The sequence below is a fragment of the Colwellia sp. F1 genome (genome assembly GCF_056238625.1).
In genome coordinates, this window is sequence record NZ_JBWDLI010000007.1 from 37,881 (window position 1) to 61,575 (window position 23,695).

The following is a 23,695-nucleotide window of genomic DNA, read 5'->3' on the forward strand; positions in this document are numbered from 1 at the left end:
CTTGTTCTTGTACCAAGTGGTACTAGCCTACGAAAGCAGAGCAGAGAGGCAAATAACTTAAGGGGCTGGGCATAATTGCAATAAAATGCAATTTTTTACAATTTTTCTATTGAAAAGCATTTTACTACCCCCATTTACTATTTCAACAACAGATAAATTAATATTTTACTCTTTAAGAGAGTAAAGGTAATTAGATAGGAGCTTCCCCTCATGGGTAAAATCATTGGTATTGACTTAGGTACAACTAACTCTTGTGTTGCTGTATTAGACGGCGACAAAGTTCGTGTTATTGAAAATGCAGAAGGTGACCGTACTACTCCTTCAATTATTGCTTACACTGAAGATGGCGAAACCTTAGTGGGCCAACCTGCTAAACGTCAATCAGTGACCAATCCAAAAAATACATTATTTGCTATCAAGCGTCTAATTGGTCGTCGCTTTGATGATGAAGAAGTACAACGTGACATTAAAATAATGCCATTTGGTATTGTTAAAGCAGACAACGGTGATGCTTGGGTAACAACCCGTGATAAAAACGTTGCACCACCACAAGTATCTGCTGAAGTGTTAGAAAAAATGAAAAAAACAGCAGAAGACTACTTAGGTGAATCTGTTACAGAAGCGGTAATTACCGTGCCTGCATACTTTAATGATTCACAACGTCAAGCCACTAAAGATGCTGGACGTATTGCTGGCCTTGATGTTAAGCGTATTATCAACGAACCAACGGCTGCTGCGCTTGCTTACGGCATGGACAAAAAAGAAGGTGACAAAGTTGTTGCTGTTTATGACTTAGGTGGTGGTACATTTGATATTTCAATCATTGAAATTGACGAAGTTGACGGCGAACATACCTTTGAAGTATTAGCAACTAATGGTGATACTCACTTAGGTGGTGAAGATTTTGATAACCGTTTGATTAACTACCTAGTAGCTGAATTCAAAAAAGACCAAGGTATGGATTTAACAAGTGATCCATTAGCCATGCAACGTTTGAAAGAAGCGGCTGAAAAAGCTAAATGTGAACTTTCTTCTGCACAACAAACTGATGTTAACTTACCTTACATCACAGCGGATAGCTCAGGTCCTAAGCACATGAACATCAAAGTAACACGTGCTAAGTTAGAGTCATTAGTTGAAGATATGGTAAAAGCAACCTTAGAGCCGCTTAAACAAGCACTTAAAGATGCAGACCTTTCGGTAAGTGACGTGAATGATGTAATACTAGTGGGCGGTCAATCGCGTATGCCACTGGTACAAAAAGCGGTAAGTGACTTCTTTGATAGAGAACCACGTAAAGACGTTAACCCAGATGAAGCAGTAGCTTCTGGTGCAGCGATTCAAGCGGGTGTTCTTTCGGGTGATGTAACAGACGTACTATTATTAGACGTTACACCGTTATCATTAGGTATTGAAACGATGGGCGGTGTGATGACAAAAGTTATCGATAAAAACACCACTATCCCAACGAAACAATCACAAACCTTCTCAACGGCTGAAGATAACCAAGCAGCGGTAACGGTTCATGTTTGTCAAGGTGAGCGTAAGCAAGCATCTGCGAACAAATCACTTGGCCAATTTAACCTTGAAGGTATTGACCCAGCACCACGTGGCACACCACAAATTGAAGTAACGTTCGATATCGATGCTGATGGTATTTTACACGTAACCGCTAAAGACAAGAACACAGGTAAAGAACAAAAAATTACAATCAAAGCCTCTTCAGGTTTGTCTGATGAAGAAGTAGAACAAATGGTACGTGATGCGGAAGCAAATGCTGACACTGATGCTAAGTTTGAAGAATTAGTACAAACGCGTAACCAAGCTGACGGCATGGTTCACGCTACTCGTAAGCAAGTAGAAGAAGCTGGTGATGATTTACCAAGTGAAGACAAAGAAAAAATTGAAACGGCGATAACTGAACTTGAAGAAAGCCTTAAAGGTGAAGATAAAGAAGCGATTGATGCTAAATCTCAAGCGCTAATGGAAGCTTCAGCTAAGTTAATGGAAATCGCTCAAGCAAAACAGCAAACTGAAGGCGCACCTGAAGGTGCAAGTGCTGAAGCTGATAGCTCAGACGCTGGTGGTGACGATGTTGTTGATGCAGAGTTTGAAGAAGTTAAAGACGACAAGTAGTCGGGGTTTTTAACTGCGCATTGTAGGCTAGAATCGTGTAAAGCTTTGATTATACTGTTTTGCACGAACACCGATTTTTTCTTTAGAGAAAATCTCACTACCTAGTTTCAGGTAAGTGGTTTCCCGCTTACAAAAATTAAAGCGCTGGCCTTACCCCCAGCGCTTCTTACGTTAAAGCGTATGTCAATTAAAGTGCAAAATAAAAGAAGTTATTTATGTCTAAACGTGATTATTATGCAGTGCTTGGAGTGTCGAAAGATGCGAGTGAGCGCGATATTAAAAAAGCCTATAAGAAGTTAGCGATGAAGTTTCATCCTGACAGAACTAAGGGTGATAAAGTAAAAGAAGAAACCTTTAAAGAAATTCAACAAGCATATGAAGTATTAAAAGATGATCAAAAGCGTGCCGCTTACGATCAATACGGCCATGCTGCTTTTGAACAAGGTGGATACGGCGGTCACGGCGGCGGTGGTCACGGTGACTTCGGTGATGCCTTTGGTGATATATTTGGTGATATATTTGGTGGTGGTAGAGGTCGAGGTGGTCGTCAGTCTCGTGCACAGCGTGGCTCAGATTTACGCTATAACGTTGAGTTAACCCTTGAAGATGCGGTTAAGGGCAAAAGCTTAGAGATAAAAGTACCTACCTTTGTTAGTTGTGAGCCTTGTGATGGTTCAGGCGCTAAAAAAGGTACTTCTGCTAAAACCTGTACAACCTGTCATGGTCATGGGCAAGTGCAAATGCGCCAAGGGCTTTTTGCTGTTCAACAAACCTGTCCTACGTGTAGTGGTAAAGGTAAAGTAATCTCAGATCCCTGTACTTCATGTCGTGGACAAGGACGCGTTGAAAAAACTAAAACTTTATCTGTTAAAATACCCGCAGGTGTTGATACAGGTGATAGAATTCGCTTGTCTGGTGAAGGTGAAGCAGGCGAACATGGTGCACCAGCAGGTGATTTATACGTACAAGTAAATGTGCGTGAGCATGACATCTTTGTTCGTGACGAAAATCACTTATATTGTGAAGTGCCTATTAGTTTTGTTACTGCAGCATTAGGTGGTGAAATTGAAGTGCCAACCCTAGGCGGCAAAGTTAAATTAAAAGTGCCAAAAGAAACACAAACAGGGAAAATGTTCCGCTTGCGGGGCAAAGGTGTTAAATCAGTGCGTAGTGCTATTACGGGTGATTTAATGTGTAAAGTGGTACTTGAAACACCTATTAATTTATCAGGTGACCAGGCAGACTTACTTCGCCAATTAGAAGAAAAAATGGGTAAAAGCAGTAAAAAACATAGCCCAAAAGAAACAGGCTTCTTCGATGGTGTGAAAAAATTCTTTGATGATTTAAAAAGCTAACCGAAGAGAGTTTAAGCGCAATAAACTGCAGTTATTAACGATAAAAACCACAAAAATTATTTTTGTGGTTTTTTATTATTAGCCTCATTAGTTATTTTCTTGTTGCTCTCTTAATCAACTTGGTAAAACTTACAGAGATTACTCTTTTTTACCTTGAACGTTTAAGCGAAAAATACTGAGCACTATAGTCAACAATAAAACCAGTAAAGAAAAGCTACCAGCGCCGTAAACTTCAATCACTTCAATGTAAGGCTGGTCATAGTCAGCACTTTCTAGAGGTAAAGCATACAAGGCGTTACTGTTATCAGCGCTATAAGTTGCAACAATATCGGTATAGCCTACCTGATATAAATCAATTAAAACATCGTAATAGTCAGTGCTATAGTCAGAGATAAAGGTGGTAATAACTTCATACTCGTCATCGCTTGATTCAGCGTCAATTACGAAGTTATCAGTCGTGAAATAGTGCAGCCAAGGCCCACCGCCTTTGCTAATGTACAGTAACGCATATACTTCTGCTTGGCGATGTTGTGTATAGCTATACAAGTCAGCATCAAAAACCACGCTAAAGGTTTGGTAAAAACCATCACCGTCAACATCATCAAGTAAAAAACTTGAAGCGCTATAAATACCATAATCAGCATAATAATTAGGCCGGCTTTTTCGCGCATCATCTGCTTTTATCGCACTATTGCGCAATGATTCTCGCGTTTTTAATATCGTTTCGCGCTTATGTCTTGGAGGAACTTGGAGAGTGTTGTCTATCTGCGCTTTATTTATCTCAAATTTATTTTTTTGGATAATCCGTTGTCTTTGTTCATCATTAAGCTCACGCTTAGGTAGGCCTTGCGAGATGGTCTTATATAACACAGGCTCATTCGCTGCTTCATCAACACTAATCTGTTTAGCAACGACTAGTTGAGTTATGGCCAAGAGTAGGCTTGTTGATAAGAAGGTAAATTTAAGCGCTTTGGTGAGGTTATTTGTGTTAAGCATGAGCTATCCTTTCGAGCTGTGAATATGCTGCTATTAAAACGTACTCAAGATGAATGTAAGCTGAATGGTTTTTCAAATTGACTTTAACCTGTGAAAGCGTAAGGGAGTTAAGATAAAAAGCGCTATAGTTAAGGAATGTTCGTTCAGCTTACATTCAGTTGCCAAGCGGTATTATTTTAAATAAGCTTACAAGACAGTAATAAGTTTATAACGCTATAACATGGCGCATTTGGAACCCTAATGAAATTTTTTCTAATCCTCTTTTTCCTTTTTTCTATAGTTTACACTCCGATCAGTGTTAATGCTGCGTTCCCCACCCTGAGCACGCACCAAAAAACTAAACAGCAGTTAAGGGTAAGTAATAGCAAGCAAGCGGCTCAAATAGCCCAGAATCGTTTGGGGGGGAAGGTGCTTAAAGTACAAAAACAACAGGCGAATTATCGCGTGAAATTAATAAAAGCCAATGGTCATATCATTTCAGTGGTAGTTGATGCGAAAACTGGCCGAGTGAGTGGCAAATAGTATGCGCTTATTATTGATAGAAGATGACTTAGCCTTACAAGAAAACCTATATCAACATCTCGTTGAAGCTAACTATGTCGTTGATGTTGCCAATGATGGCGAGACAGGTTTATTTCAAGGACAAGAATACCCTTACGATGCCGCAATAATCGATATAGGCTTGCCTATTATTGATGGCATTAGCGTAATAAAAGCATTACGTGAAAACAATATTGGCTTTCCCATTTTAGTGTTAACTGCAAGAGATCGATGGCAAGACAAGGTTGCTGGTTTAGATGCAGGCGCTGATGATTACTTAACAAAACCATTTCAAGCAGAAGAGTTACTTGCCCGCTTAAATGCGCTAATTAGGCGCTCAGTTGGGCAGGCAAGCCCACTAATTATAAATGGGCCATTAACACTTAACACTAAAAGCCAAGAAGTCGCCGTTAATAATCAAGTAATAAAGCTAAGTAGCTCTGAGTACAAATTGCTTGAGTATATGATGCTACACCTTGGTGAAGTGAGCTCTAAGAGCATATTAACTGAACATATATATGACCAAGACTTTGACCTTGATTCTAATGTTATCGAAGTTTTTATTAGACGTTTAAGGAAAAAACTTGATCCTAGCGGTGAATATGGTTTCATCGAAACTAGGCGCGGACAAGGTTATAAATTAAAGCGATTGAGTAACGAATGAACTCTTTAAAAGCGCGGTTACTGGTTAGCACGCTCATTATGACAGTGATCATGCTGCCTATTATTGGTTTTACTTTAAGTAATGCTTTTGAACGCCAACTCACCTTAGCAAGTCAAAATGAGCTCAAAGCTTATAGTTACTCTATTTTTACTGTAGCAGAAGTTGATAGTCAGCAATTGCTTATGCCAGAGCACTTATTAGAAAGTCAATTTAATGTAAACCAGTCGGGCTTATACGCATTAATAACGCCGTTAGTTAATGATAAAAGTACACCACTATGGCAGTCACAATCCTTATTAACAGTATCTTTACCCCCGTTGTTAGCTTCGCCTGCGGTCGGAGAGACAAAGTTTTCAACCATAACAGTAGCGAATAGTCGCCATTTACTTTTTAGCTTTAGCGTTAGTTTTTCTGACAACGGAGATAACTTTCCCGTTACTTTGCATATTATTAAAGACCAGCAGCAATTATTAAGCGCGCTTAATGCTTTTAAACACAAACTTTGGGGATGGTTGCTGGCACTTATGTTTGTCTTTGTTAGTGTGCAAGTTTTTTGGTTATTATGGACACTGAAGCCATTAACTTTATTAACCAGTGAGCTTGAACAAATAGAAAAGGGCGAAAAAAAGTCATTAACGGCAACTTATCCGCTTGAACTGCAGCAGGTAACACAACAATTAAATACCCTATTAGTAACAGAAGAAAACCAACGTAAGCGTTACCGTAACGCTTTAGCAGACTTAGCGCATAGCCTTAAAAACCCACTGGCTGTTATACAAAGTCAAAAAGAAATTTCAGCAAGTGGGAGTGAACAACTACAGCGTATTAATCAAATTATTGAACATCAGCTAAAAAGTGCGCAAAGTGCGGGACAGTCGTCTTGGTATTTAGGTGTTCAGGTAAAAACTGTGGTTGATAAATTAGTGAAAACATTAGCTAAAATTTACCAAGATAATGAACTCTCTTTTGCAGTCAATATTGAAAAATCAGTACTGTTCAAAGGTGATGAAGCAGATTTAATGGAAATTTTAGGTAATATACTCGATAACGCCTGTAAAGCGGCCAAAGGAAGTATAGCCATTGACGCTACCAGCAAAAACAAAAAGCTAACGATTAAAATTGCTGATGATGGCGACGGGGTAAAGCAATCTGAGCAAGCCTATATTTTATCAAGGGGTGGTAGAGCAGACACCTACCAAGCGGGGCATGGTATTGGTTTGGCAGTTGTTAATGATTTAGTGAACAGCTACCAAGGCCAGTTATTAATTAGTCAATCAAAAAAACTCGGTGGAGCCGCATTCACCCTCGTGTTTGAGCTGTAATTGTTGCCCTATATCGGCGGCTCTGTCGATAATAAACTTGCTTGGCGATTAAACACCAACCTTATTCAGCTTGTGTTCAGTTTAGAGCAGTTATGCTTGTTACTTACGATCAGTTATAAGGATTATTAAGATGAAATACTCTACTTTATTATTGAGTTTACTTATTGGCAGCTTGGCGAGTTGTTCTGCAACTTCCCAACAAAGTTATCAGTTAGAGAGCCAAGTAGCGCATGACTATAAGCAACAAGAGCCACTGCAACTGAGTGAGGCAGAGTTAGCGCAGATGCTGGCGCCAATAGCGTTATATCCTGACAGTTTGCTAACGCATATATTGATCTCTTCAACCTACCCGATAGAAGTGATAGAGGCGCAACGGTGGTTAGTTAAAAATAATCAACTTAATGAAGCACAAATAGCCCAAGCTATTGAAAAGTTTGATTGGGATGCCAGCGTTAAAGCGCTAGTGCCGTTTGAACAAATACTCAACCGCTTAAGTGATGATTTAAGTTGGATGCAACAATTAGGCAATGCTTTTCTTGAAGAGGAATCTCGTGTGCTTGCCAGTATACAAACACTGAGACAACAAGCCAGAGTAGCGGGCAACCTGAGCAAAATGGACAATGTAGCTGTAAGCTATGAAGAGCATGATATTATTATTGAGCCAGCCAAAAAGTCAATAGTTTATGTGCCGTATTACGACACTCGAATGGTTTATGGAACGTGGCATTGGGCGTCATATCCGCCAGTATATTGGCGACCTGCGCACCGTGTTTATGTTAATCACCGTAACCCTTTTTATTGGCATTCGGGTGTTCATATATCATTTAATTACTTTTTTAGTTCATTTCATTGGCATAAGCGCCACGTTGTTGTTATTAATCCGTCTAAGTCACATCAGTATCGCCCAGGTCGTGCTATTTCTCACGGCGGCTACGCTAAGCGCTGGGTGCACCAACCTATCCATAGAAAAGGTGTTGCGTACCGCAGTAAAAACACGCGTCAGAAATATTATGGCAACAAGGTAAATAAGTATCACTGGGTAAAATCTTCAAAAACTATTCGGGGTAAGTTGCAGCAAGACTCGTTGCGGGGAAGCCATGTAAATAAACGTAGCGCAAGGGAGACAAGGCATGTTAGAAATAAACAAAACCTAGATCACTCCTCGCCATTGCAATCTACCCACGCTAAGAGAAACACGCGTGTTAAACAAGGTAAAATTGAACAGCGAAGTAATAAAGTACAATACGACAAAGTAAAGCAACACAAAAGAGTGAAGCCGAGTAAGTTGCAGCAAAGCAGCGTCGAGACTAAAGGTCAGAAAAGTATACGTACACAGGTGCGAAAGGCGCAAGCAACAGTAAAGAAAAACCATCCTGCAGTAAAGCAGCGCTAGTACAGAGCAAATAAATACAATAAACAAGATAGCAAAATATAGGGTTAGCGCCTGTAAGCTAGCAGCTTAATCGCTTTGAAAATTTGGTAGTACACCACTACGACTATGTTCAAAAACAAGGGATGTTTCTACGGTAGTTACTTCATCGCGAGAGGTTATATTTTTAAAAACAAATTGACGTAAATGCTCACTATCTTTGACCGACATGTGAATATAGTAATCAAAACTTCCCCCCATATGGTAAAGGTTTAGTATTTCTGGATACTTTAACAAGTCATCACGAAATTTGTTAACAATATCTTCTGAATAAGGCTGTAAACGAATCGCTGCAATAGCTTCAATATTACCGCCAATAGTATTAGGGTTAACATCAATAAAAGCGCCTTTTATTACGCCATTTAGCTTCAAACGCTTTACTCGCTCTAGGCAAGTTGACGGCGCAATGCTTGTTTTTTCAGCTAATTCCTTATTAGTTATATCAGCATCTTGGTATAAAATTGTTAATATTTGTAAATCGATGTTATCTAGTTTTTTCATTGTTCACCTGTAAATGACTTCTTTTAAGTAAGGCTTTAACTGCTATGTGATTCTGATAAAGAGTACACCTAATATAAGCGCGACTACTAGTGTTCGTACTGCGTTATGATAATTTTAATATAAAACATATCATTATCATGTCTTTTTAGCATTTTATCTGCAGTAAATTAACTTTTTTACGCTAAAAGACAGCGAAAAGCATCAAAGAGCCGGATAAACTATCATAACAGACTATAGACAACTCAAAGTGTAATACAGTAAAATCGTTTTAGTGTTGTATACTGTAATACGCTATTAAATACATGAATCATCACACGAATATAGTTTACGGTCGTACTAACGACACTAATAAAAAAGGCTTACTTTATGACTTTGCTTTGGATACCCTTGCTATCCTTACTTGGCAGTATAATTTCTTCAATGACGGGGAAACTAACACGTAATCAATCGACAACTTTGTCGCTGTTAATGCCCATCATTGCATTAGCAATGACGGTTAACTTGGCCCCCGCTGTTTTTTCTGGTGAAGAAATTCGACAAACAATCTCATGGATCCCGCTGTTAGGTATTGATATCGCTTTGCGCCTAGATGGCTTATCACTTCTGTTTGTTTTTATGATATTGGCAATTGGAATTTTAGTTATATTCTATGCGCGTTATTACCTCAGCAGTGAAGATTCAATGCCTAAACTCTATTCGTATTTGATGTTGTTTATGACGGCAATGCTGGGCATTGTTATGTCAAACAACGTTATTCAACTGTGGTTCTTTTGGGAACTTACCAGTATTAGCTCCTTTTTATTAATTAGTTATTGGTGGCAGAAATCTGAAGCGCGTAAAGGGGCGATAATGGCCTTAACGATCACTGGTGGTGGTGGTTTAGCATTGCTTGCAGGTTTACTATTATTAAGCAACATTGCTGGTAGTTATAATTTAGATGTTATTTTAGCGAGTAAAGACCTGATTCAGTCACATGACTGGTATGAAGTCGCTTTGGTATTAGTACTGTTAGGCGCTTTTACTAAATCAGCCCAATTTCCTTTTCATTTTTGGTTACCGCATGCCATGGCAGCGCCAACCCCCGTAAGTGCCTACCTGCACTCAGCCACTATGGTAAAAGCAGGGATATTTTTATTGGCACGTTTTTACCCTGCACTAGCAGGGACGGATATTTGGTTTGTTATTGTGAGTATCACAGGGCTTACTACCTTGTTATTCGGCGCTTATGTTGCTTTGTTTAAACACGATCTAAAAGGGCTATTAGCCTATTCAACGATTAGTCACTTAGGCTTGATCACATTATTATTCGGCTTGAATACCGAGCTTGCCGCCGTCGCGGCAATTTTTCATATTATTAATCATGCAACGTTTAAAGCCTCTTTATTTATGGCTACGGGAATTATTGACCATGAAACCGGTACCCGTGATATGAGGAAAATTAATGGTATGTGGCGGTACATGCCGTATACCGCGACTCTAGCAATGGTTGCAGCGGCGGCAATGGCAGGCGTCCCCTTGTTAAACGGTTTTTTATCTAAAGAAATGTTTTTTACTGAAACACTGCAGCAACAGTTATTGGGCTCTATGTCGTGGATAATACCGGTACTGGCGACTGTGGCAGGGGCCTTTTCTGTTGCTTACTCAGCGCGCTTTATCCATGATGTTTTCTTTAATGGTGAACCCATTAATTTACCTAAACAACCCAATGAACCGCCGCGTTATATGCGAGTGCCAATTGAGGTACTTGTTGCCTTATGCTTACTTGTGGGTATATTCCCTAACTTTATTGTAAACGATATCCTAACTTCCGCTTCTTTATCTGTGCTTGGTGGTTATGTGCCAGAATTTAAGGTAGCAATATGGCACGGCTTAAATCTGCCACTATTAATGAGCGCTATTGCAGTAACAGGGGGAATACTGATTTACACACAGCGTCACCATTTGTTTAAATTTCAACGCTCACTGCCGCCAATGAATGCGAAGAAAGGTTTCGATAACCTCGTTTATTTGATGATTAAGTGGAGCCAAAATAAAATAGTTTCCATCGAGAATGGCTCGTTGCAGCGCTATTTAATGTTAATGTTTGTGGTGGTATTACTGGCCGCTGGATGGCCGTTGTTTGAAATGACTACGCTAGTGGGTGCAAAAAACTTAACGCCCATTAGTATGCATAATGCATTAGGCGCTGCGTTATTAATGATAGGAGCGTTAAGTACTGTTATTTGGTATCGCACACGGATGGCGTCGCTATTGATGCTGTCAGTGGTTGGGTTAATGGTTGCGGTTATATTTACGCGCTTTTCAGCGCCAGACTTAGCATTAACACAATTAACCGTAGAAGTAGTCACTATTGTGCTACTAATGTTGGCTTTATTTTTCTTACCACAACACTCACCAAAAGAATCAAGCTCGATGCGTGTGTTACGAGACTTAGGCATATCATCTGCTTTAGGTGTTGTAGTTGGAAGTATTTGTTACGCACTAATAACCCGCCCGTTTGAATCTATCTCTGATTTCTTTATTGCCAATGCCAAGACAGGTGGCGGGGGAACCAATGTTGTCAATGTTATTCTGGTTGACTTTCGTGGTTTTGATACGCTAGGAGAAATAGCCGTGTTAGGCATTGCTGCGCTAGGAATTTCTAAATTACTCGTTAAACTACCGCTGTTTATGCCAGGCAGTGACAGTGATGGGCGCCCCTGGGCGAAAGAGCGTTACCCTATATTACTAGCCAGTATTTCTCAGTCGTTATTACCACTAGCGCTCTTGGTGTCGTTTTATATCTTTTTGCGCGGTCATAACCTTCCAGGTGGTGGTTTTATTGCCGGATTAGTTACGGCTATTGCTTTTATTTTACAATATATAGCGCATGGTTCAAATTGGATTGCAGAACGTTTAACCATTAATTATCGCAAAATCATTGCAACAGGGCTGGCTATTGCACTATTTACTGGGATTGGCAGTTGGTTTTTTGATAAACCTTTCATGACAACCTGGTTTGATTATTTCTCTATCCCGCTTATTGGTGAAATAGAACTTGCCAGTGCATTAGTTTTTGATTTAGGCGTTTATATTACCGTAGTCGGGGCAACGTTAATGATTTTAGCGCATCTGGGTAAAGTGACAGCTAACGCCCCCAAAGCAGAGGTTAATCTTTAATGGAATTACTTTACGCAGCCAGTGTTGGGCTTTTAGTTTCTTGTGGTGTGTTTTTAATTTTACGCTCTAGAACGTTTCCCGTTGTTTTAGGGTTAACCATGCTTTCCTATGCTGTTAACTTATTTCTTTTTGCCTCAGGACGCCTTAGCCTTAACAGCGCTGTAGTGCTTGGGCAAAGCAGTGAATATGCCGACCCGCTACCACAAGCGTTTGTGCTAACGGCAATTGTAATAGGTTTTGCCATGACAGCGTTTGTGGTTATCTTATCAATAAGAGGGCGTGCTGATTTAGGTAATGACCATGTCAATGGGCAAGTTCCAGATAAAATAAAAAAGAGAAAAGTATGACTGAGCATTTAACCTCCCTGCCTGTTTTATTGCCAATGTTGGCAGGTATTCTTTTATTATTGCCACCCTGTGGTAAAAAGAAAAGCATTCGGCGGTTTGCTTCTGTTGCCTTAAGTGTTATTACCTTGTTAGCTTCATTGGCGTTGTTATTTAAGGTACAAGCCGATGGCGTTCTAGTATACGCTGTGGGTAATTGGAGCGCGCCTTTTGGTATTGTACTTGTTGCAGATTCGCTGTCAGCGTTACTGGTTTGTTTAAGTGCATTACTGGGGTTGGTATGCGTTGTATATGCTTGTGCAGGCGATGATGAAAAAGGTAGTTTTTTTCATCCTCTGGTGCTGTTTTTAGTTTTTGGCGTTAATGGGGCATTTTTAACAGGCGATGCGTTTAATCTATTTGTATTTTTTGAAGTGTTGCTTATTGCATCGTATGCCTTATTAATGCATGGTGGCGATAAAAAAAATACCCGTGCCGCCTTGCAGTATGTAATTATGAATCTTGTAGGCTCAGCCGTTTTTTTAATTGGTTTGGGGGTTCTATATGGTGTTTTAGGCACACTGAATATGGCTGACATGGCGCAAAAAGTATCGCTATTACAAGGGGATGATGTTTACCTTGCTAAAATAGGTGGCTTGTTGTTATTAGTGGTGTTCGCCTTAAAAGGTGCTTTATTGCCGTTACATTTATGGCTACCTAATACCTATGCGACAGCAATGCCGATTGTTGCTGCCCTGTTTGCTATCATGACCAAGGTCGGTGTGTATTCAATGATGCGTGTTTATACACTAATCTTTGGGGAAAATGCCGGTGAATTAACCCACATGGCGCACAATTGGTTGTGGTGGTTAGCCTTAGCTACCATTTTAATGGGAGCAGTGGGCGTTTTAGCGAGCCAAGATTTAAGAAGGTTAGTTGCGAATTTGGTGATTGTTTCAGTGGGGACTTTAGTGGCCTTAGTTACGGTACAAACCGTTGAAGCGAGCTCAGCCGCTATTTATTACTTGGTACATTCAACCTTAGTCACGGCAGCACTTTTTATTTTAGCTGACCTTATTGGCCGCCAACGAGGTAAAGTTGGTGACCGAATAACACCGGGCTCACCTGTGGCTCAGCCTATGTTATTAGGGGCTGCTTTTGTCGTTGCTGCGGTAGCAGTGATAGGCATGCCGCCTTTATCGGGGTTTATTGGCAAAATATGGCTGCTAAAAGCGACCTTAAATACAGAATATAGTTTTATATTTTGGCCGCTTTATTTACTGGCAAGTTTAGCGATATTGTTTGCCGTTTCTAAAGCAGGGAGTACAATGTTTTGGCAACACCAGACAAATAACAAAAGCGCTAAAACTAAAACTACTGACCACAAAGCCACGGATAAAACAGCCCAAGAACGTGTTCATCCGGCAGAGCTAACCGCACTACTTATTCTGCTTGCTGGTGCGCCTTTAATGAGCATCTTCGCTGGGCCACTCACTGAGTATGCTATTAATGCTGCTACTCAACTGCATGACTTTAATAGCAATATTCACGTTATTCTTTCAGGAGGCCAGTAATGCGCTGCACCAATCGATTTACATGGTTACCGACCCCAATACTTAGTCTTTTATTATTTTTGGTATGGTTACTATTAAATAACAGTGTGTCAGCGGGGCATATTGTTTTGGCTACCATGCTCGCTATCATTATTCCTTTGGTTACTAGCCCATTTAGAACCAAGCAGCCTGTGGTGGTAAAACCTGTTTTAGCATTGCGCCATTTATTACTTGTTTTATATGACATTATAGTGGCCAACCTTCAGGTAGCACTCTTAATTCTAGGGCCAAATAAAAAATTAACGCCCGGTTTTGTTAAGGTACCAATCGATTTAACACAAAGTATGCCGATTACTATTTTAGCCAGTACGGTGTCCTTAACACCTGGAACTGTCAGTGCGGAAGTTTATCCTTGGAGAGAAAGTATTGTGGCTGGGCAGGCTCCTAAACAGCGTTATTTATTAATACATGTTTTAAACCTTACCGATGAGCAGGCATTAATAGAGACAATTAAACAACGTTATGAGGCACCCCTGAAGGAGATATTTCAATGCTAGAAATGGTAATCTTAATTGTGCTTGCTATGATAGGCGTATCACTGTTATTAAATGTATGGCGCCTGTTAAGAGGTCCTTCGGTTTCTGACAGAATACTTGCCCTTGATACCATGTATGTTAACAGCATCGCACTGATTATTTTATATGGCATGGGCATGGGGACAGAGCTGTATTATGAAGCTGCCTTATTAATTGCAATGCTTGGTTTTGTTAGCACTGTTGCAGTATGTAAATACTTATTACGTGGCGACATTATAGAGTAACGGAGAGTAGAATATGGTTGAATGGATTATTTCAATATTATTATTAATTGGTGGCTCATTTGTGCTAATAGGCTCTATTGGCTTAGTGAAAATGCCTGACTTTTTTATGCGCCTTCATGGGCCAACCAAAGCAACAACATTAGGTATGGCAGCACTGTTAACCGCGTCAATGGTTTTCTTTAGTACTTCACAAGCAGGGTTAAGTGTAAAAGAAATACTGATTTCTATTTTTCTTTTGCTTACCGCACCAATCAGTGCTTATATGATGATCAAATCAGCTATACACCATAAGCTTAACAGTATAGAGCGTACTAAAGGCAAAGAGAATATTGGCGAAGATATATAAACAATATTATGATGTTAATTGTTATAACCGAAGCTTAAGGTAAACTGGGAAAATGGCGCTGTTTCAGGCGTCATTTTTCGTTACCATACTTGCGTTTTTGCTTAATACTAAATCTTTATTTAATAAAACATTACTCATTGAATACCATCTAATAAAAGTTTACTTACTGAATTTTTACTAACACTATGTCATACCATTACCAAGATTTAATAGCGCTTTTTGATCAAACCTTCAGCCAAGAATACAATACAAAATTAATTAAGGGTGGAGACGAGCCCATTTATATCCCCAAAAATAGTAACTGTCGTTATAACCAAATAGTTTTTGCCAGGGGTTACTATGCCAGCGCTTTCCATGAGATTGCTCATTGGTGCCATGCGGGAGCTAAAAGACGCTTATTAGAAGATTATGGTTACTGGTATGTGCCAGACGGACGGAATGAGCAGCAGCAAGCTAGCTTTGAGCAGGTTGAAGTTATCCCTCAAGCAATCGAGTGGGCTTTTAATGCAGCAGCGCAAAGAACATTTCACGTATCGTCAGACAATTTAAACGGCTTTCAAGCGGATAATAGCGCCTTTAAGGAGAAAGTGTTTCAGCAGGTCTTGGTGTTTCTAACGCAGGGGTTCCCTAAAAGAGCCAATCAGTTTATTGAGGCGCTAGCACAATTTTATCAGACAAGACTCCCGCTTACCCTTGAACACTTTATTGACAAGCAACTAATTGAAGAAAATAAAATATGTTTAAACTAGGCTTAGTAATCAACCCCATTGCGGGCGTAGGTGGTAGTGTTGCCTTAAAGGGCAGCGATAATATGCTAAATCAGGCGCTAGCATTAGGGGCAGAGCTGAAAGCGAATGAGCGCACACAAACTGCGCTAAAGGTTTTATTACCTTATAAAGATGATATAACCATCTATACAGCCAACAACCAAATGGGTGAGCTTGCCGCTAACGCCTTAGGGTTTAACGTTAAAGTTGTTTATCAAAGTAATAATATTAGTACACAAGCCGGTGATACCGAACAAACTGTTGCTGCATTAATTGCTGAGCAGGTCGATATTATTTTATTTGCTGGAGGGGATGGTACAGCACGTAATATTGCCAAAGTTATCAGCGTAAATTCAGCGCGAAAGTCAGGCTCGCAAGTGCCAGTACTTGGTATCCCTGCTGGGTGTAAAATACACTCTGGGGTGTATGCTATAACCCCTATAGCCGCAGGGCGCATAGTTGAGCTGATGGTTACCAAGCAACTCGTTACCTTAACAGACGGCGACGTCATGGATATAGATGAGTTGTTATTTCGCCAAGGTGTAGTGAAAGCTAAACGTTTTGGCGAAATGCAAATACCCAGTGAGCTTAGGTATGTGCAAGCGGTAAAATCTGGTGGGGTAGAGTCAGACGAACTTGTCCTACATGACATTAGTGAAGATGTTATCGAGCAAATGGCTGACGACGATGAACGTTTATTTATTATTGGCTCGGGTTCAACCACAGATTTTTTAATGCATGAATTGAATATTAATAGTACTTTACTGGGGGTTGACCTAGTTCAAAACCAAGCTTTAGTTGCCAATGATGTGACTGAAAGCCAACTGTGGCAGTATCTTGTAGAAGCTAAAAAAAACAACCAAAGGGTGAGCTTAGTTATTACGCTCATTGGCGGGCAAGGGCATATTTTTGGCCGAGGTAATCAGCAGTTAAGCCCCAGGATTATTCGCTTTATTATTGAACAAAGCGGTAAAAAAGAAAACATTATCATTATTGCTACTAAGGCAAAGCTAACAGCATTACATAATAAACCGTTAATTTGTGACACTGGCGATCACGCGTTAGATCAGTTATTGTCGGGCTTTATGCCAATAACCACCGGTTATAAAGACCAAGTACTTTACCCTGTATCAAGCCCTTTATAGTATTTTCACTCTATTGCTAAGCGGTAGTTCCAAACCAGTACACTATTGTCATTACAACGATTACATACTTTTAAAAGGCAGGATTTATGAAATTTAGCCCATTAGTACAAGAACTTATTGATGCATTAAAATGTTTGCCTGGCGTTGGCGCAAAATCAGCCCAGCGTATGGCGTTTCAGTTGTTAGAGCGTAATCGCCGTGGTGGTACTAAGCTGGCAACGGTATTAGCGCAAGCAATGACAAACATTGGCCATTGCCAAGCATGTCGCAATTTTACCGAGCAAAACTTATGTGAAATCTGTCAAAGTCCAAAAAGGAAAATAGCGACCAGCTTATGTGTTGTTGAAAGCCCTGGCGATGTGATCGCTATCGAACAAACAGGAGAATACTCAGGCAAGTATTTTGTTTTAATGGGACACTTATCTCCCATTGACGGTATTGGGCCTGATGATTTAGGTTTAGATATTTTAGAAAAACAATTTGCCACAGGACAGTTTGAGGAAGTTATCCTAGCCACTAACCCAACGGTTGAAGGAGAGGCCACTGCACACTTTATTGCCGAGCTAGCACAAAAACATCAGGTGAATATCTCCCGCATAGCCCATGGAGTCCCCGTAGGCGGCGAACTTGAATATGTTGACGGAAATACCTTGTCTCATGCATTTTCAGGAAGAAAAAGTTACTTTTAACTGTTTAATGCGTACGCGACTTTTCAATATATTTTTAACGCCCGTCCTTACTGCATGTTAGGAAGTAAAGTGTTTGTATGTAAGTGGGTATTCACTATTTATTAGAAGTAATAACTCTGTACTCAAGTAAAAGTCTTTTAAGCCAATGATGTCAAAAGAGTAATAAGTGCCTCTAACTAAGGGGTTTGTGATCTGGGCCGATAACAATCTATTTTATGCATGAATAAATCTCTCCATCCCTTGAAAAAAAATAAATAAGCCTCAAATCTAGTAGCAGACCGTAAGCTGTATAATTGATTGCGGCTTTAGTTAAGTCAATTGTGTATTTTACCCTATGGGTAATAAGTTACTTAATAAATAATTTATCAAATTGAAAACCGAGCAGGATAAAAGATAATGACAACAGAAAGCACAACACAAAAACATGAATTTGCCTCAGACAATGCAAAAATACTTCAGCTAATGATTCACAGCCTTTATTCAAATAAAGAAATATTTTTGCGTGAATTAGTCTCGAATGCGGCAGATGCTTCAGATAAGTTACGCTTTAAAGCGTTATCAAATGCGGCATTATTTGAAGGTGATGGCGAGCTAAGAGTACGCGTAAGCTGTGATAAAGAAAACAACACAGTCACAATTTCAGATAACGGTATTGGTATGAACCTTGACGAAGTGATAGAGCATTTAGGTACTATTGCTAAATCAGGTACGGCTGAGTTCTTTTCGCAACTTTCAGGTGACCAAGCAGCTGATTCACAATTAATTGGTCAATTTGGTGTTGGTTTTTATTCTGCTTTTATTGTTGCTGATAAAGTAACAGTTCGTACACGTCGTGCCGGTGATGATGCTTCTGAAGGTGTTGAATGGGTAAGTACAGGCGAGGGAGACTTCACTACCGCAACTATCAATAAAGCCAATCGCGGTACCGATATTATTCTGCACTTAAAAGAAGAAGAGAAAGAGTTTGCTGATGATTGGCGCTTAAAATCTATCGTAACTAAGTACTCTGATCATATTTCTGTGTCAGTTGAAATGCTTACACCAGAAGTGCCTGCAGTTGAAGCAGTAGAAGAAGTAAAAGATGATGAAGGGAATATAACAACGCATGGTGTTGAAGCGCGTGATGCCGAACCTGCTAAATGGGAAGCGGTTAACAAAGCAACGGCGTTGTGGACGCGAGAAAAATCAGATATTTCTGATGACGAGTATAAAGAGTTTTATAAACATGTCTCACACGACTTTGGCGATCCACTCTTATGGGAGCACAACCGAGTAGAAGGTAAAACAGAATATACCTCGTTGTTATACGTACCAACTAAAGCCCCTTTTGATATGTACAACCGTGAAAAGCAACACGGTTTAAAATTATATGTACAGCGTGTATTTATTATGGATGACGCTGAACAATTTATGCCAACCTATTTACGTTTTGTGAAAGGTTTATTGGATTCTAATGATTTACCATTAAACGTGTCTCGTGAAATACTGCAAGACAATAGAATTACTCAAGCCATCCGTAAAGGTTGCACTAAACGTGTATTAAAAATGCTTGAGAAATTAGGCAAAAAAGACGCTGAAAAATATCAAGGTTTTTGGAATGAATTTGGTCAAGTATTAAAAGAAGGTCCTGCTGAAGATATTGCCAATAAAGAACAAATTGCTGGTTTATTACGCTTTGCTTCAACCCAGGAAGACAGTGCTATTCAAAATGTGTCTTTAGCGTCTTATGTTGAGCGTATGAAAGAAGGGCAAGACAAAATTTACTACGTGGTTGCTGACAGCTTTGAAGCCGCTAAAAATAGTCCTCATTTAGAAGTCTTCCGTAAAAAAGGCATTGAAGTATTATTAATGTCAGACAGAATTGATGAATGGCTAGTAAGTCACTTAACGGAGTTTGACGGTAAGCAACTACAATCTGTTACCCGCGGTGGCTTAGATTTAGGCGACATGGACGATGCAGAAACCAAAGAAGCGCAAGAGAAGCTTGAAAAAGAATACGATACGGTTGTTGTTCGTATTAAAGAGGCGCTTAAAGGAAAAGTAAAAGAAGTGAAACTGTCGCAACGCCTAACAGACTCACCGGCTTGTATTGTAAGTGATGAGAATGACATGAGCAGCCAAATGGCAAAATTAATGGCTTCTGTAGGTCAAGAAGTACCAGAAACATTACCTATTTTTGAAATCAACGGTGAGCATGATCTTGTTAAACATGTTGCTGATCAGCAAGACGATGATAAGTTCACTCAATGGGTAGAGGTGTTGTTTGAGCAAGCAATGCTCGCCGAGCGTGGTAGCTTAAAAGACCCAGCAAGTTTTGTTGCTCGCTTAAACAAACTGATGCTGAGCTTAACTCAATAACATATTAAATAATATAATATGGCTATAAGTAGCTAACACTGTAGACTTTAGTCGAAAAAAGGAGCAATTCACTATAAATGAATGCTCCTTTTTTGTATCCTAGGCTTGTTTGCTTGTAGGCATACTTGTATAGTGTTTGCCGCAATAAATAGAATAGTAAAGAATTATTACATTAGTGTGATCACAAGGCTTAAAATCAGTTTAATTTAGCCAATAGCGTTGAACTAATGTAATTGTTTTTATTTTTTAAACATCATCACTTAAAGGTTAGTTTATATGCGTATTGTACTTCTTGGCGCTCCTGGTGCGGGCAAAGGCACACAAGCACAGTTTTTAATGGCTAAATATGGCATTCCTCAAATATCAACGGGAGATATGTTACGTGCCGCAATTTCAGCTGGTAGTGAGCTAGGCAAGCAAGCTAAAGCGGTTATGGATGCAGGGCAATTAGTGTCTGATGATCTGATTATAGGGTTAGTAAAAGAACGTATAACGCAGGAAGACTGTAAAGCAGGCTTTTTGCTTGACGGCTTCCCGCGTACCATCCCACAAGCAGATGCAATGAAAGCAAACGGGATCAATGTTGATTATGTGCTTGAATTTGACGTGCCGGATGAAGTTATTGTTGAGCGTATGGCTGGCCGCCGTGTACATTCAGGTTCAGGCCGCGTTTATCACCTTGTCTATAACCCACCTAAAGAAGAAAACAAGGATGATGTCACCGGTGATGAATTATCAATTCGCCCAGATGATGAAGAGTCTACCGTGCGTAAGCGTTTAGCTATATATCATGAGCAAACAGAGCCGTTAGTTAACTTTTATCAAGCGGAAGCTAAATTAGGTAATTGCCAGTACTTAACCGTAGATGGTACACAAGCTGTAGAAGCGGTTAATGCATTGTTGAATAAAGAATTAGCCTAATAATTGTTTGTATCAGCTTAGTATGCGCTGACATAACTTAAGTAAAGCTCGCTTCGGCGAGTTTTTTGTTTTAATAAAGAAGTTAATCACATTGCTATAAGGTTATCCCATGGATTTAAATATTACCATTACCGCATTTTACGCAGGTATACTGACACTGCTTTTTATTGCTTTATCTTTTAATATTATACGGTTACGCTTTAAATTAAAGGTAGGCTTGGGAGACGGTGGAGCACAAGCGCTGATTAAAGCGATCAGAATACATGGAAATTTTGCAGAATATATTCCACTGGCATTAATTTTATTAGCGGCCTTTGAACTTAGTGGGGTAGCTAGTTTATGGGTACATCTATTGGGGGCTATACTTTTTTTAAGTAGAATTTCACATGCGATCGGTTTAAAACAGTCAATTGGTACCTCAAAAGCGAGAGCGATAGGTACTATCAGCCTTTTTAGTGTGTTGTTAGTATTGGCAATAGCCAATATTTTTGTATTTTTAGGTTAATTAACAAAACATGATGAACGGTTAATAGTATACACAGCTATTATCAGACAATAAACGAGCAGCCTAACCGTGGTTATGTTTATTGTTTTTAAACTCGCCCTTGGGAGCTCATTAGCAAACTGATAACATCATAAAATTAAAGAAATATAGAATAACTATGTATAATCAATTTTGCTTGTTCTAAGCTCGCTAATGAAGCTCTGAGGTGTGAATAAATTTAATGGAATTGGTATAAGTGTTCTTGCGCTGATATTTTTATATTTTCATCAGGAAAATATTGCTGGCATAACAGTAACGCTTTGTTTATCAGCTCATGGCCTAAGCCACTCCTTCGTATTTTATGCGCAACAGCGACTCGGCCAATACAGATATAGTCTTGATAAACTTGTCCTTTAGCTAATATACGCAAGTAAGCGATCAGCTTGTCACCTTGATAGCCCAAAAGATGTAATGTTTCACTGTCTCGATCTAATGCGTTTTTATCACCATCAAGCTCAGAGTAATAACATTGTTGCTCTACCACAAATATATCGACTCGTAGTTTCAACAAATCGTACAGTTGATCTAAGGACAACGCACTAAAGTGTAAAACCTGCCAAGTGATTTTCTGCCGTTTATATTCATATTTATGATCTTTTTAAGCTGAGCGGTCTAGCTGCTAGAAGTTTGTATTGTAAACAATTATGCAAAGCGCTTTAAGCTTTTTATACGCCATGATTACCTGATGACGATACTCACTTTATAACAAAAGCCTATTTGTGCACCTATGGAAGTTAAAGCATAGTTAAATTGTTATTTAATGTAACCCTGAATTGTCTTTGATATTAATGAGTTATAGGATTGCTTTTGCTCTGTGTTGTAACGGGATTTCGTTTTGTAGAGGGGCTAGAAATACCTGTTTAATTCACTACTTTACTCACTATTTCATTACAGTATGGTTTATGGTTACTTATGAGAAACTTCTTACTTCTTCAAGGTCCTGTTGGTCCTTTTTTCAAGATTTTAGCTCACTATTTACGTCAGAAGAAAAATGTAAATGTACAACAAATCACCTTCAATGGTGGCGATTACCATTTTAGTGATAAAGCCAATTCAACTGCCTATACAGGCCCGTCGAGTGAATGGTCTACATTTTTATCAACGTATGTAAATCGTGAGAAAATTACCGACATTATCGTGTTTGGAGACTGTCGTTATTATCACCGAGAAGCAAAAAAAGTGGCGGATAAATTGTCTGTGTCTTTTTGGGCTTTTGAAGAAGGGTATTTACGGCCATCATTTATTACCTTAGAAAAAAATGGTGTTAACGGTAATTCACTTTTTGATTTTGAACAATATCAGTCCGAGTTAGATTTTACAGAAACGCAAGCAAAGGCTAAACAAGAAAACATGCTGCAATTGAAGCGCTCATTTCTTTTTATGGCAATTCATGCAAGTACTTACTACTTTTTTAAGTTTCTTTATTTTAATCACTATAAAACGTATTTACATCATCGGCCTTGGCATGTCTTTGAAGAAAGTTATCACTGGATAAAGTCAGGCATACGAAAAATTAAATATAACGCAAAGACACCCAAGGTAAGAAAAATACTTGAAAAAGAATTGTCAGGTAAATACTTTTTGGCTCCTTTACAGGTGAGTGTTGATAGTCAAATTTTATACCACTCACCTTATCGCTCAGTTGAGGAGTATATTGGTGATGTAATTGAATCGTTTGCAAAAAATGCGGAACAAAAAGATTATTTAGTGTTTAAACATCACCCCATGGATAGAGGGTTCAATCATTATGCGGGGTACATAAAAAAGCTCAGCTATGCTTACGATGTTAGTGGGCGAGTCTTGTATGTTCACGATCTCAACCTACCTGCTTTATTAAAGCACGCTAAAGGAACTATTACGGTTAACAGCACTGTTGGCCTTTCGTCACTGCATCATAATATTCCAACGATTACATTAGGCCGTGCTATTTACAATATTGACGGTATCACGAGTCAACAAAGCTTAAATGATTTTTGGCGCTCAGCTTGTAAGCCTTGCAAGGTCAAGTTTAAAAAATTCAAAGAGTCGCTTTTACTTGCGAACCAAATACCGGGAAGCTTTTATCAAAAACAAGAGTTAACTTTACAAGCTGTCGCAGACAAGTTTGTCAATTAAGAGAATAAAATA

Annotated in this window: 22 protein-coding genes; 19 read left to right on the forward strand and 3 right to left on the reverse strand. The window is 39.3% G+C overall.

Translation table 11 applies throughout. The features are described 5' to 3' along the window. Positions 1 to 210: 210 nt before the first annotated feature. Together dnaK and dnaJ are read left to right on the forward strand one after the other, a co-directional pair. Entirely contained in the window at positions 211 to 2,136 is a 1,926-nt protein-coding gene (dnaK, locus tag AC0UA9_RS08105) for a molecular chaperone DnaK (RefSeq protein WP_475659185.1), read from the forward strand. Positions 2,137 to 2,351: 215 nt separating this feature from the next. Then, a complete protein-coding gene (gene dnaJ, locus AC0UA9_RS08110; RefSeq protein WP_475659186.1) occupies positions 2,352 to 3,491 on the forward strand; it encodes a molecular chaperone DnaJ in 1,140 nt (379 codons plus the stop codon). Between the two features lie 138 nt (positions 3,492 to 3,629). On the opposite strand, the gene AC0UA9_RS08115 is transcribed toward dnaJ, so the two are convergent. Further along, positions 3,630 to 4,487, reverse strand: coding sequence for a choice-of-anchor H family protein (locus AC0UA9_RS08115; protein WP_475659187.1), 858 nt, complete (start codon positions 4,485 to 4,487; stop codon positions 3,630 to 3,632). Between the two features lie 240 nt (positions 4,488 to 4,727). On the opposite strand from AC0UA9_RS08115, the gene AC0UA9_RS08120 reads away from it, so the two are divergent. From AC0UA9_RS08120 to AC0UA9_RS08135, 4 genes are all read left to right on the forward strand, one after another. Then, positions 4,728 to 5,009 carry a PepSY domain-containing protein gene (locus AC0UA9_RS08120; RefSeq protein ID WP_475659188.1) on the forward strand — a complete coding sequence of 94 codons (282 nt, stop codon included), beginning with the start codon at positions 4,728 to 4,730 and terminating at the stop codon, positions 5,007 to 5,009. 1 nt (position 5,010) lies between these two features. Next, a complete protein-coding gene (locus AC0UA9_RS08125; protein ID WP_475659189.1) occupies positions 5,011 to 5,691 on the forward strand; it encodes a response regulator transcription factor in 681 nt (226 codons plus the stop codon). Beyond that, entirely contained in the window at positions 5,688 to 7,013 is a 1,326-nt protein-coding gene (locus AC0UA9_RS08130) for an ATP-binding protein (RefSeq protein WP_475659190.1), read from the forward strand. The genes AC0UA9_RS08125 and AC0UA9_RS08130 overlap by 4 nt, the downstream gene beginning before the upstream one ends. 130 nt (positions 7,014 to 7,143) lie before the next feature. Next, complete coding sequence (locus AC0UA9_RS08135; RefSeq protein WP_475659191.1) at positions 7,144 to 8,406, forward strand: DUF3300 domain-containing protein; 1,263 nt, start codon at positions 7,144 to 7,146, stop codon at positions 8,404 to 8,406. Between the two features lie 66 nt (positions 8,407 to 8,472). On the opposite strand, the gene AC0UA9_RS08140 is transcribed toward AC0UA9_RS08135, so the two are convergent. Further along, a complete protein-coding gene (locus tag AC0UA9_RS08140; RefSeq protein ID WP_475659192.1) occupies positions 8,473 to 8,943 on the reverse strand; it encodes an Lrp/AsnC family transcriptional regulator in 471 nt (156 codons plus the stop codon). Positions 8,944 to 9,309: 366 nt separating this feature from the next. Between AC0UA9_RS08140 and AC0UA9_RS08145 the strand changes: the two genes are divergently transcribed. The 12 genes from AC0UA9_RS08145 to AC0UA9_RS08200 all read left to right on the forward strand — a co-directional run bounded on the left by AC0UA9_RS08145 (position 9,310) and on the right by AC0UA9_RS08200 (position 21,529). Beyond that, complete coding sequence (locus AC0UA9_RS08145) at positions 9,310 to 12,102, forward strand: monovalent cation/H+ antiporter subunit A (RefSeq protein WP_475659193.1); 2,793 nt, start codon at positions 9,310 to 9,312, stop codon at positions 12,100 to 12,102. Further along, the gene (locus tag AC0UA9_RS08150; protein ID WP_475659194.1) at positions 12,102 to 12,449 is read left to right on the forward strand and encodes a Na+/H+ antiporter subunit C; all 348 of its coding nucleotides are present in this window, start codon (positions 12,102 to 12,104) and stop codon (positions 12,447 to 12,449) included. Before AC0UA9_RS08145 ends, AC0UA9_RS08150 begins: the two co-directional genes overlap by 1 nt. Then, positions 12,446 to 13,999 (forward strand): monovalent cation/H+ antiporter subunit D, encoded by a 1,554-nt coding sequence (locus tag AC0UA9_RS08155; RefSeq protein ID WP_475659195.1) that lies wholly within the window; start codon positions 12,446 to 12,448, stop codon positions 13,997 to 13,999. The genes AC0UA9_RS08150 and AC0UA9_RS08155 overlap by 4 nt, the downstream gene beginning before the upstream one ends. Continuing rightward, positions 13,999 to 14,535 (forward strand): Na+/H+ antiporter subunit E, encoded by a 537-nt coding sequence (locus AC0UA9_RS08160; RefSeq protein WP_475659196.1) that lies wholly within the window; start codon positions 13,999 to 14,001, stop codon positions 14,533 to 14,535. The genes AC0UA9_RS08155 and AC0UA9_RS08160 overlap by 1 nt, the downstream gene beginning before the upstream one ends. Then, the gene (locus AC0UA9_RS08165; RefSeq protein WP_475659197.1) at positions 14,529 to 14,798 is read left to right on the forward strand and encodes a K+/H+ antiporter subunit F; all 270 of its coding nucleotides are present in this window, start codon (positions 14,529 to 14,531) and stop codon (positions 14,796 to 14,798) included. Before AC0UA9_RS08160 ends, AC0UA9_RS08165 begins: the two co-directional genes overlap by 7 nt. 13 nt (positions 14,799 to 14,811) lie before the next feature. Then, a complete protein-coding gene (locus AC0UA9_RS08170) occupies positions 14,812 to 15,144 on the forward strand; it encodes a Na+/H+ antiporter subunit G (protein ID WP_475659198.1) in 333 nt (110 codons plus the stop codon). Between the two features lie 185 nt (positions 15,145 to 15,329). Then, positions 15,330 to 15,893, forward strand: a complete 564-nt coding sequence (locus AC0UA9_RS08175; protein ID WP_475659199.1) for an elongation factor P hydroxylase — start codon at positions 15,330 to 15,332, stop codon at positions 15,891 to 15,893. Beyond that, on the forward strand, positions 15,881 to 17,056 hold the full coding sequence (locus tag AC0UA9_RS08180; protein WP_475659200.1) for an ATP-NAD kinase family protein: 1,176 nt from the start codon (positions 15,881 to 15,883) through the stop codon (positions 17,054 to 17,056). The genes AC0UA9_RS08175 and AC0UA9_RS08180 overlap by 13 nt, the downstream gene beginning before the upstream one ends. Before the next feature lie 86 nt (positions 17,057 to 17,142). Then, a complete protein-coding gene (recR, locus tag AC0UA9_RS08185) occupies positions 17,143 to 17,745 on the forward strand; it encodes a recombination mediator RecR (RefSeq protein ID WP_475659201.1) in 603 nt (200 codons plus the stop codon). 396 nt (positions 17,746 to 18,141) lie between these two features. Next, complete coding sequence (htpG, locus tag AC0UA9_RS08190; RefSeq protein ID WP_475659202.1) at positions 18,142 to 20,103, forward strand: molecular chaperone HtpG; 1,962 nt, start codon at positions 18,142 to 18,144, stop codon at positions 20,101 to 20,103. A gap of 276 nt (positions 20,104 to 20,379) precedes the next feature. After that, positions 20,380 to 21,024, forward strand: a complete 645-nt coding sequence (gene adk, locus AC0UA9_RS08195; RefSeq protein ID WP_475659203.1) for an adenylate kinase — start codon at positions 20,380 to 20,382, stop codon at positions 21,022 to 21,024. Between the two features lie 109 nt (positions 21,025 to 21,133). Next, positions 21,134 to 21,529, forward strand: a complete 396-nt coding sequence (locus AC0UA9_RS08200) for an MAPEG family protein (protein WP_475659204.1) — start codon at positions 21,134 to 21,136, stop codon at positions 21,527 to 21,529. A 217-nt stretch (positions 21,530 to 21,746) separates the two neighbouring features. Here the strand turns inward: AC0UA9_RS08200 and AC0UA9_RS08205 are convergent, their stop codons facing one another. Further along, entirely contained in the window at positions 21,747 to 22,079 is a 333-nt protein-coding gene (locus tag AC0UA9_RS08205; RefSeq protein WP_475659205.1) for a GNAT family N-acetyltransferase, read from the reverse strand. 401 nt (positions 22,080 to 22,480) lie between these two features. Between AC0UA9_RS08205 and AC0UA9_RS08210 the strand changes: the two genes are divergently transcribed. After that, positions 22,481 to 23,683, forward strand: coding sequence for a capsule biosynthesis protein (locus tag AC0UA9_RS08210; protein ID WP_475659206.1), 1,203 nt, complete (start codon positions 22,481 to 22,483; stop codon positions 23,681 to 23,683). The last annotated feature ends 12 nt before the right edge of the window (positions 23,684 to 23,695 follow it).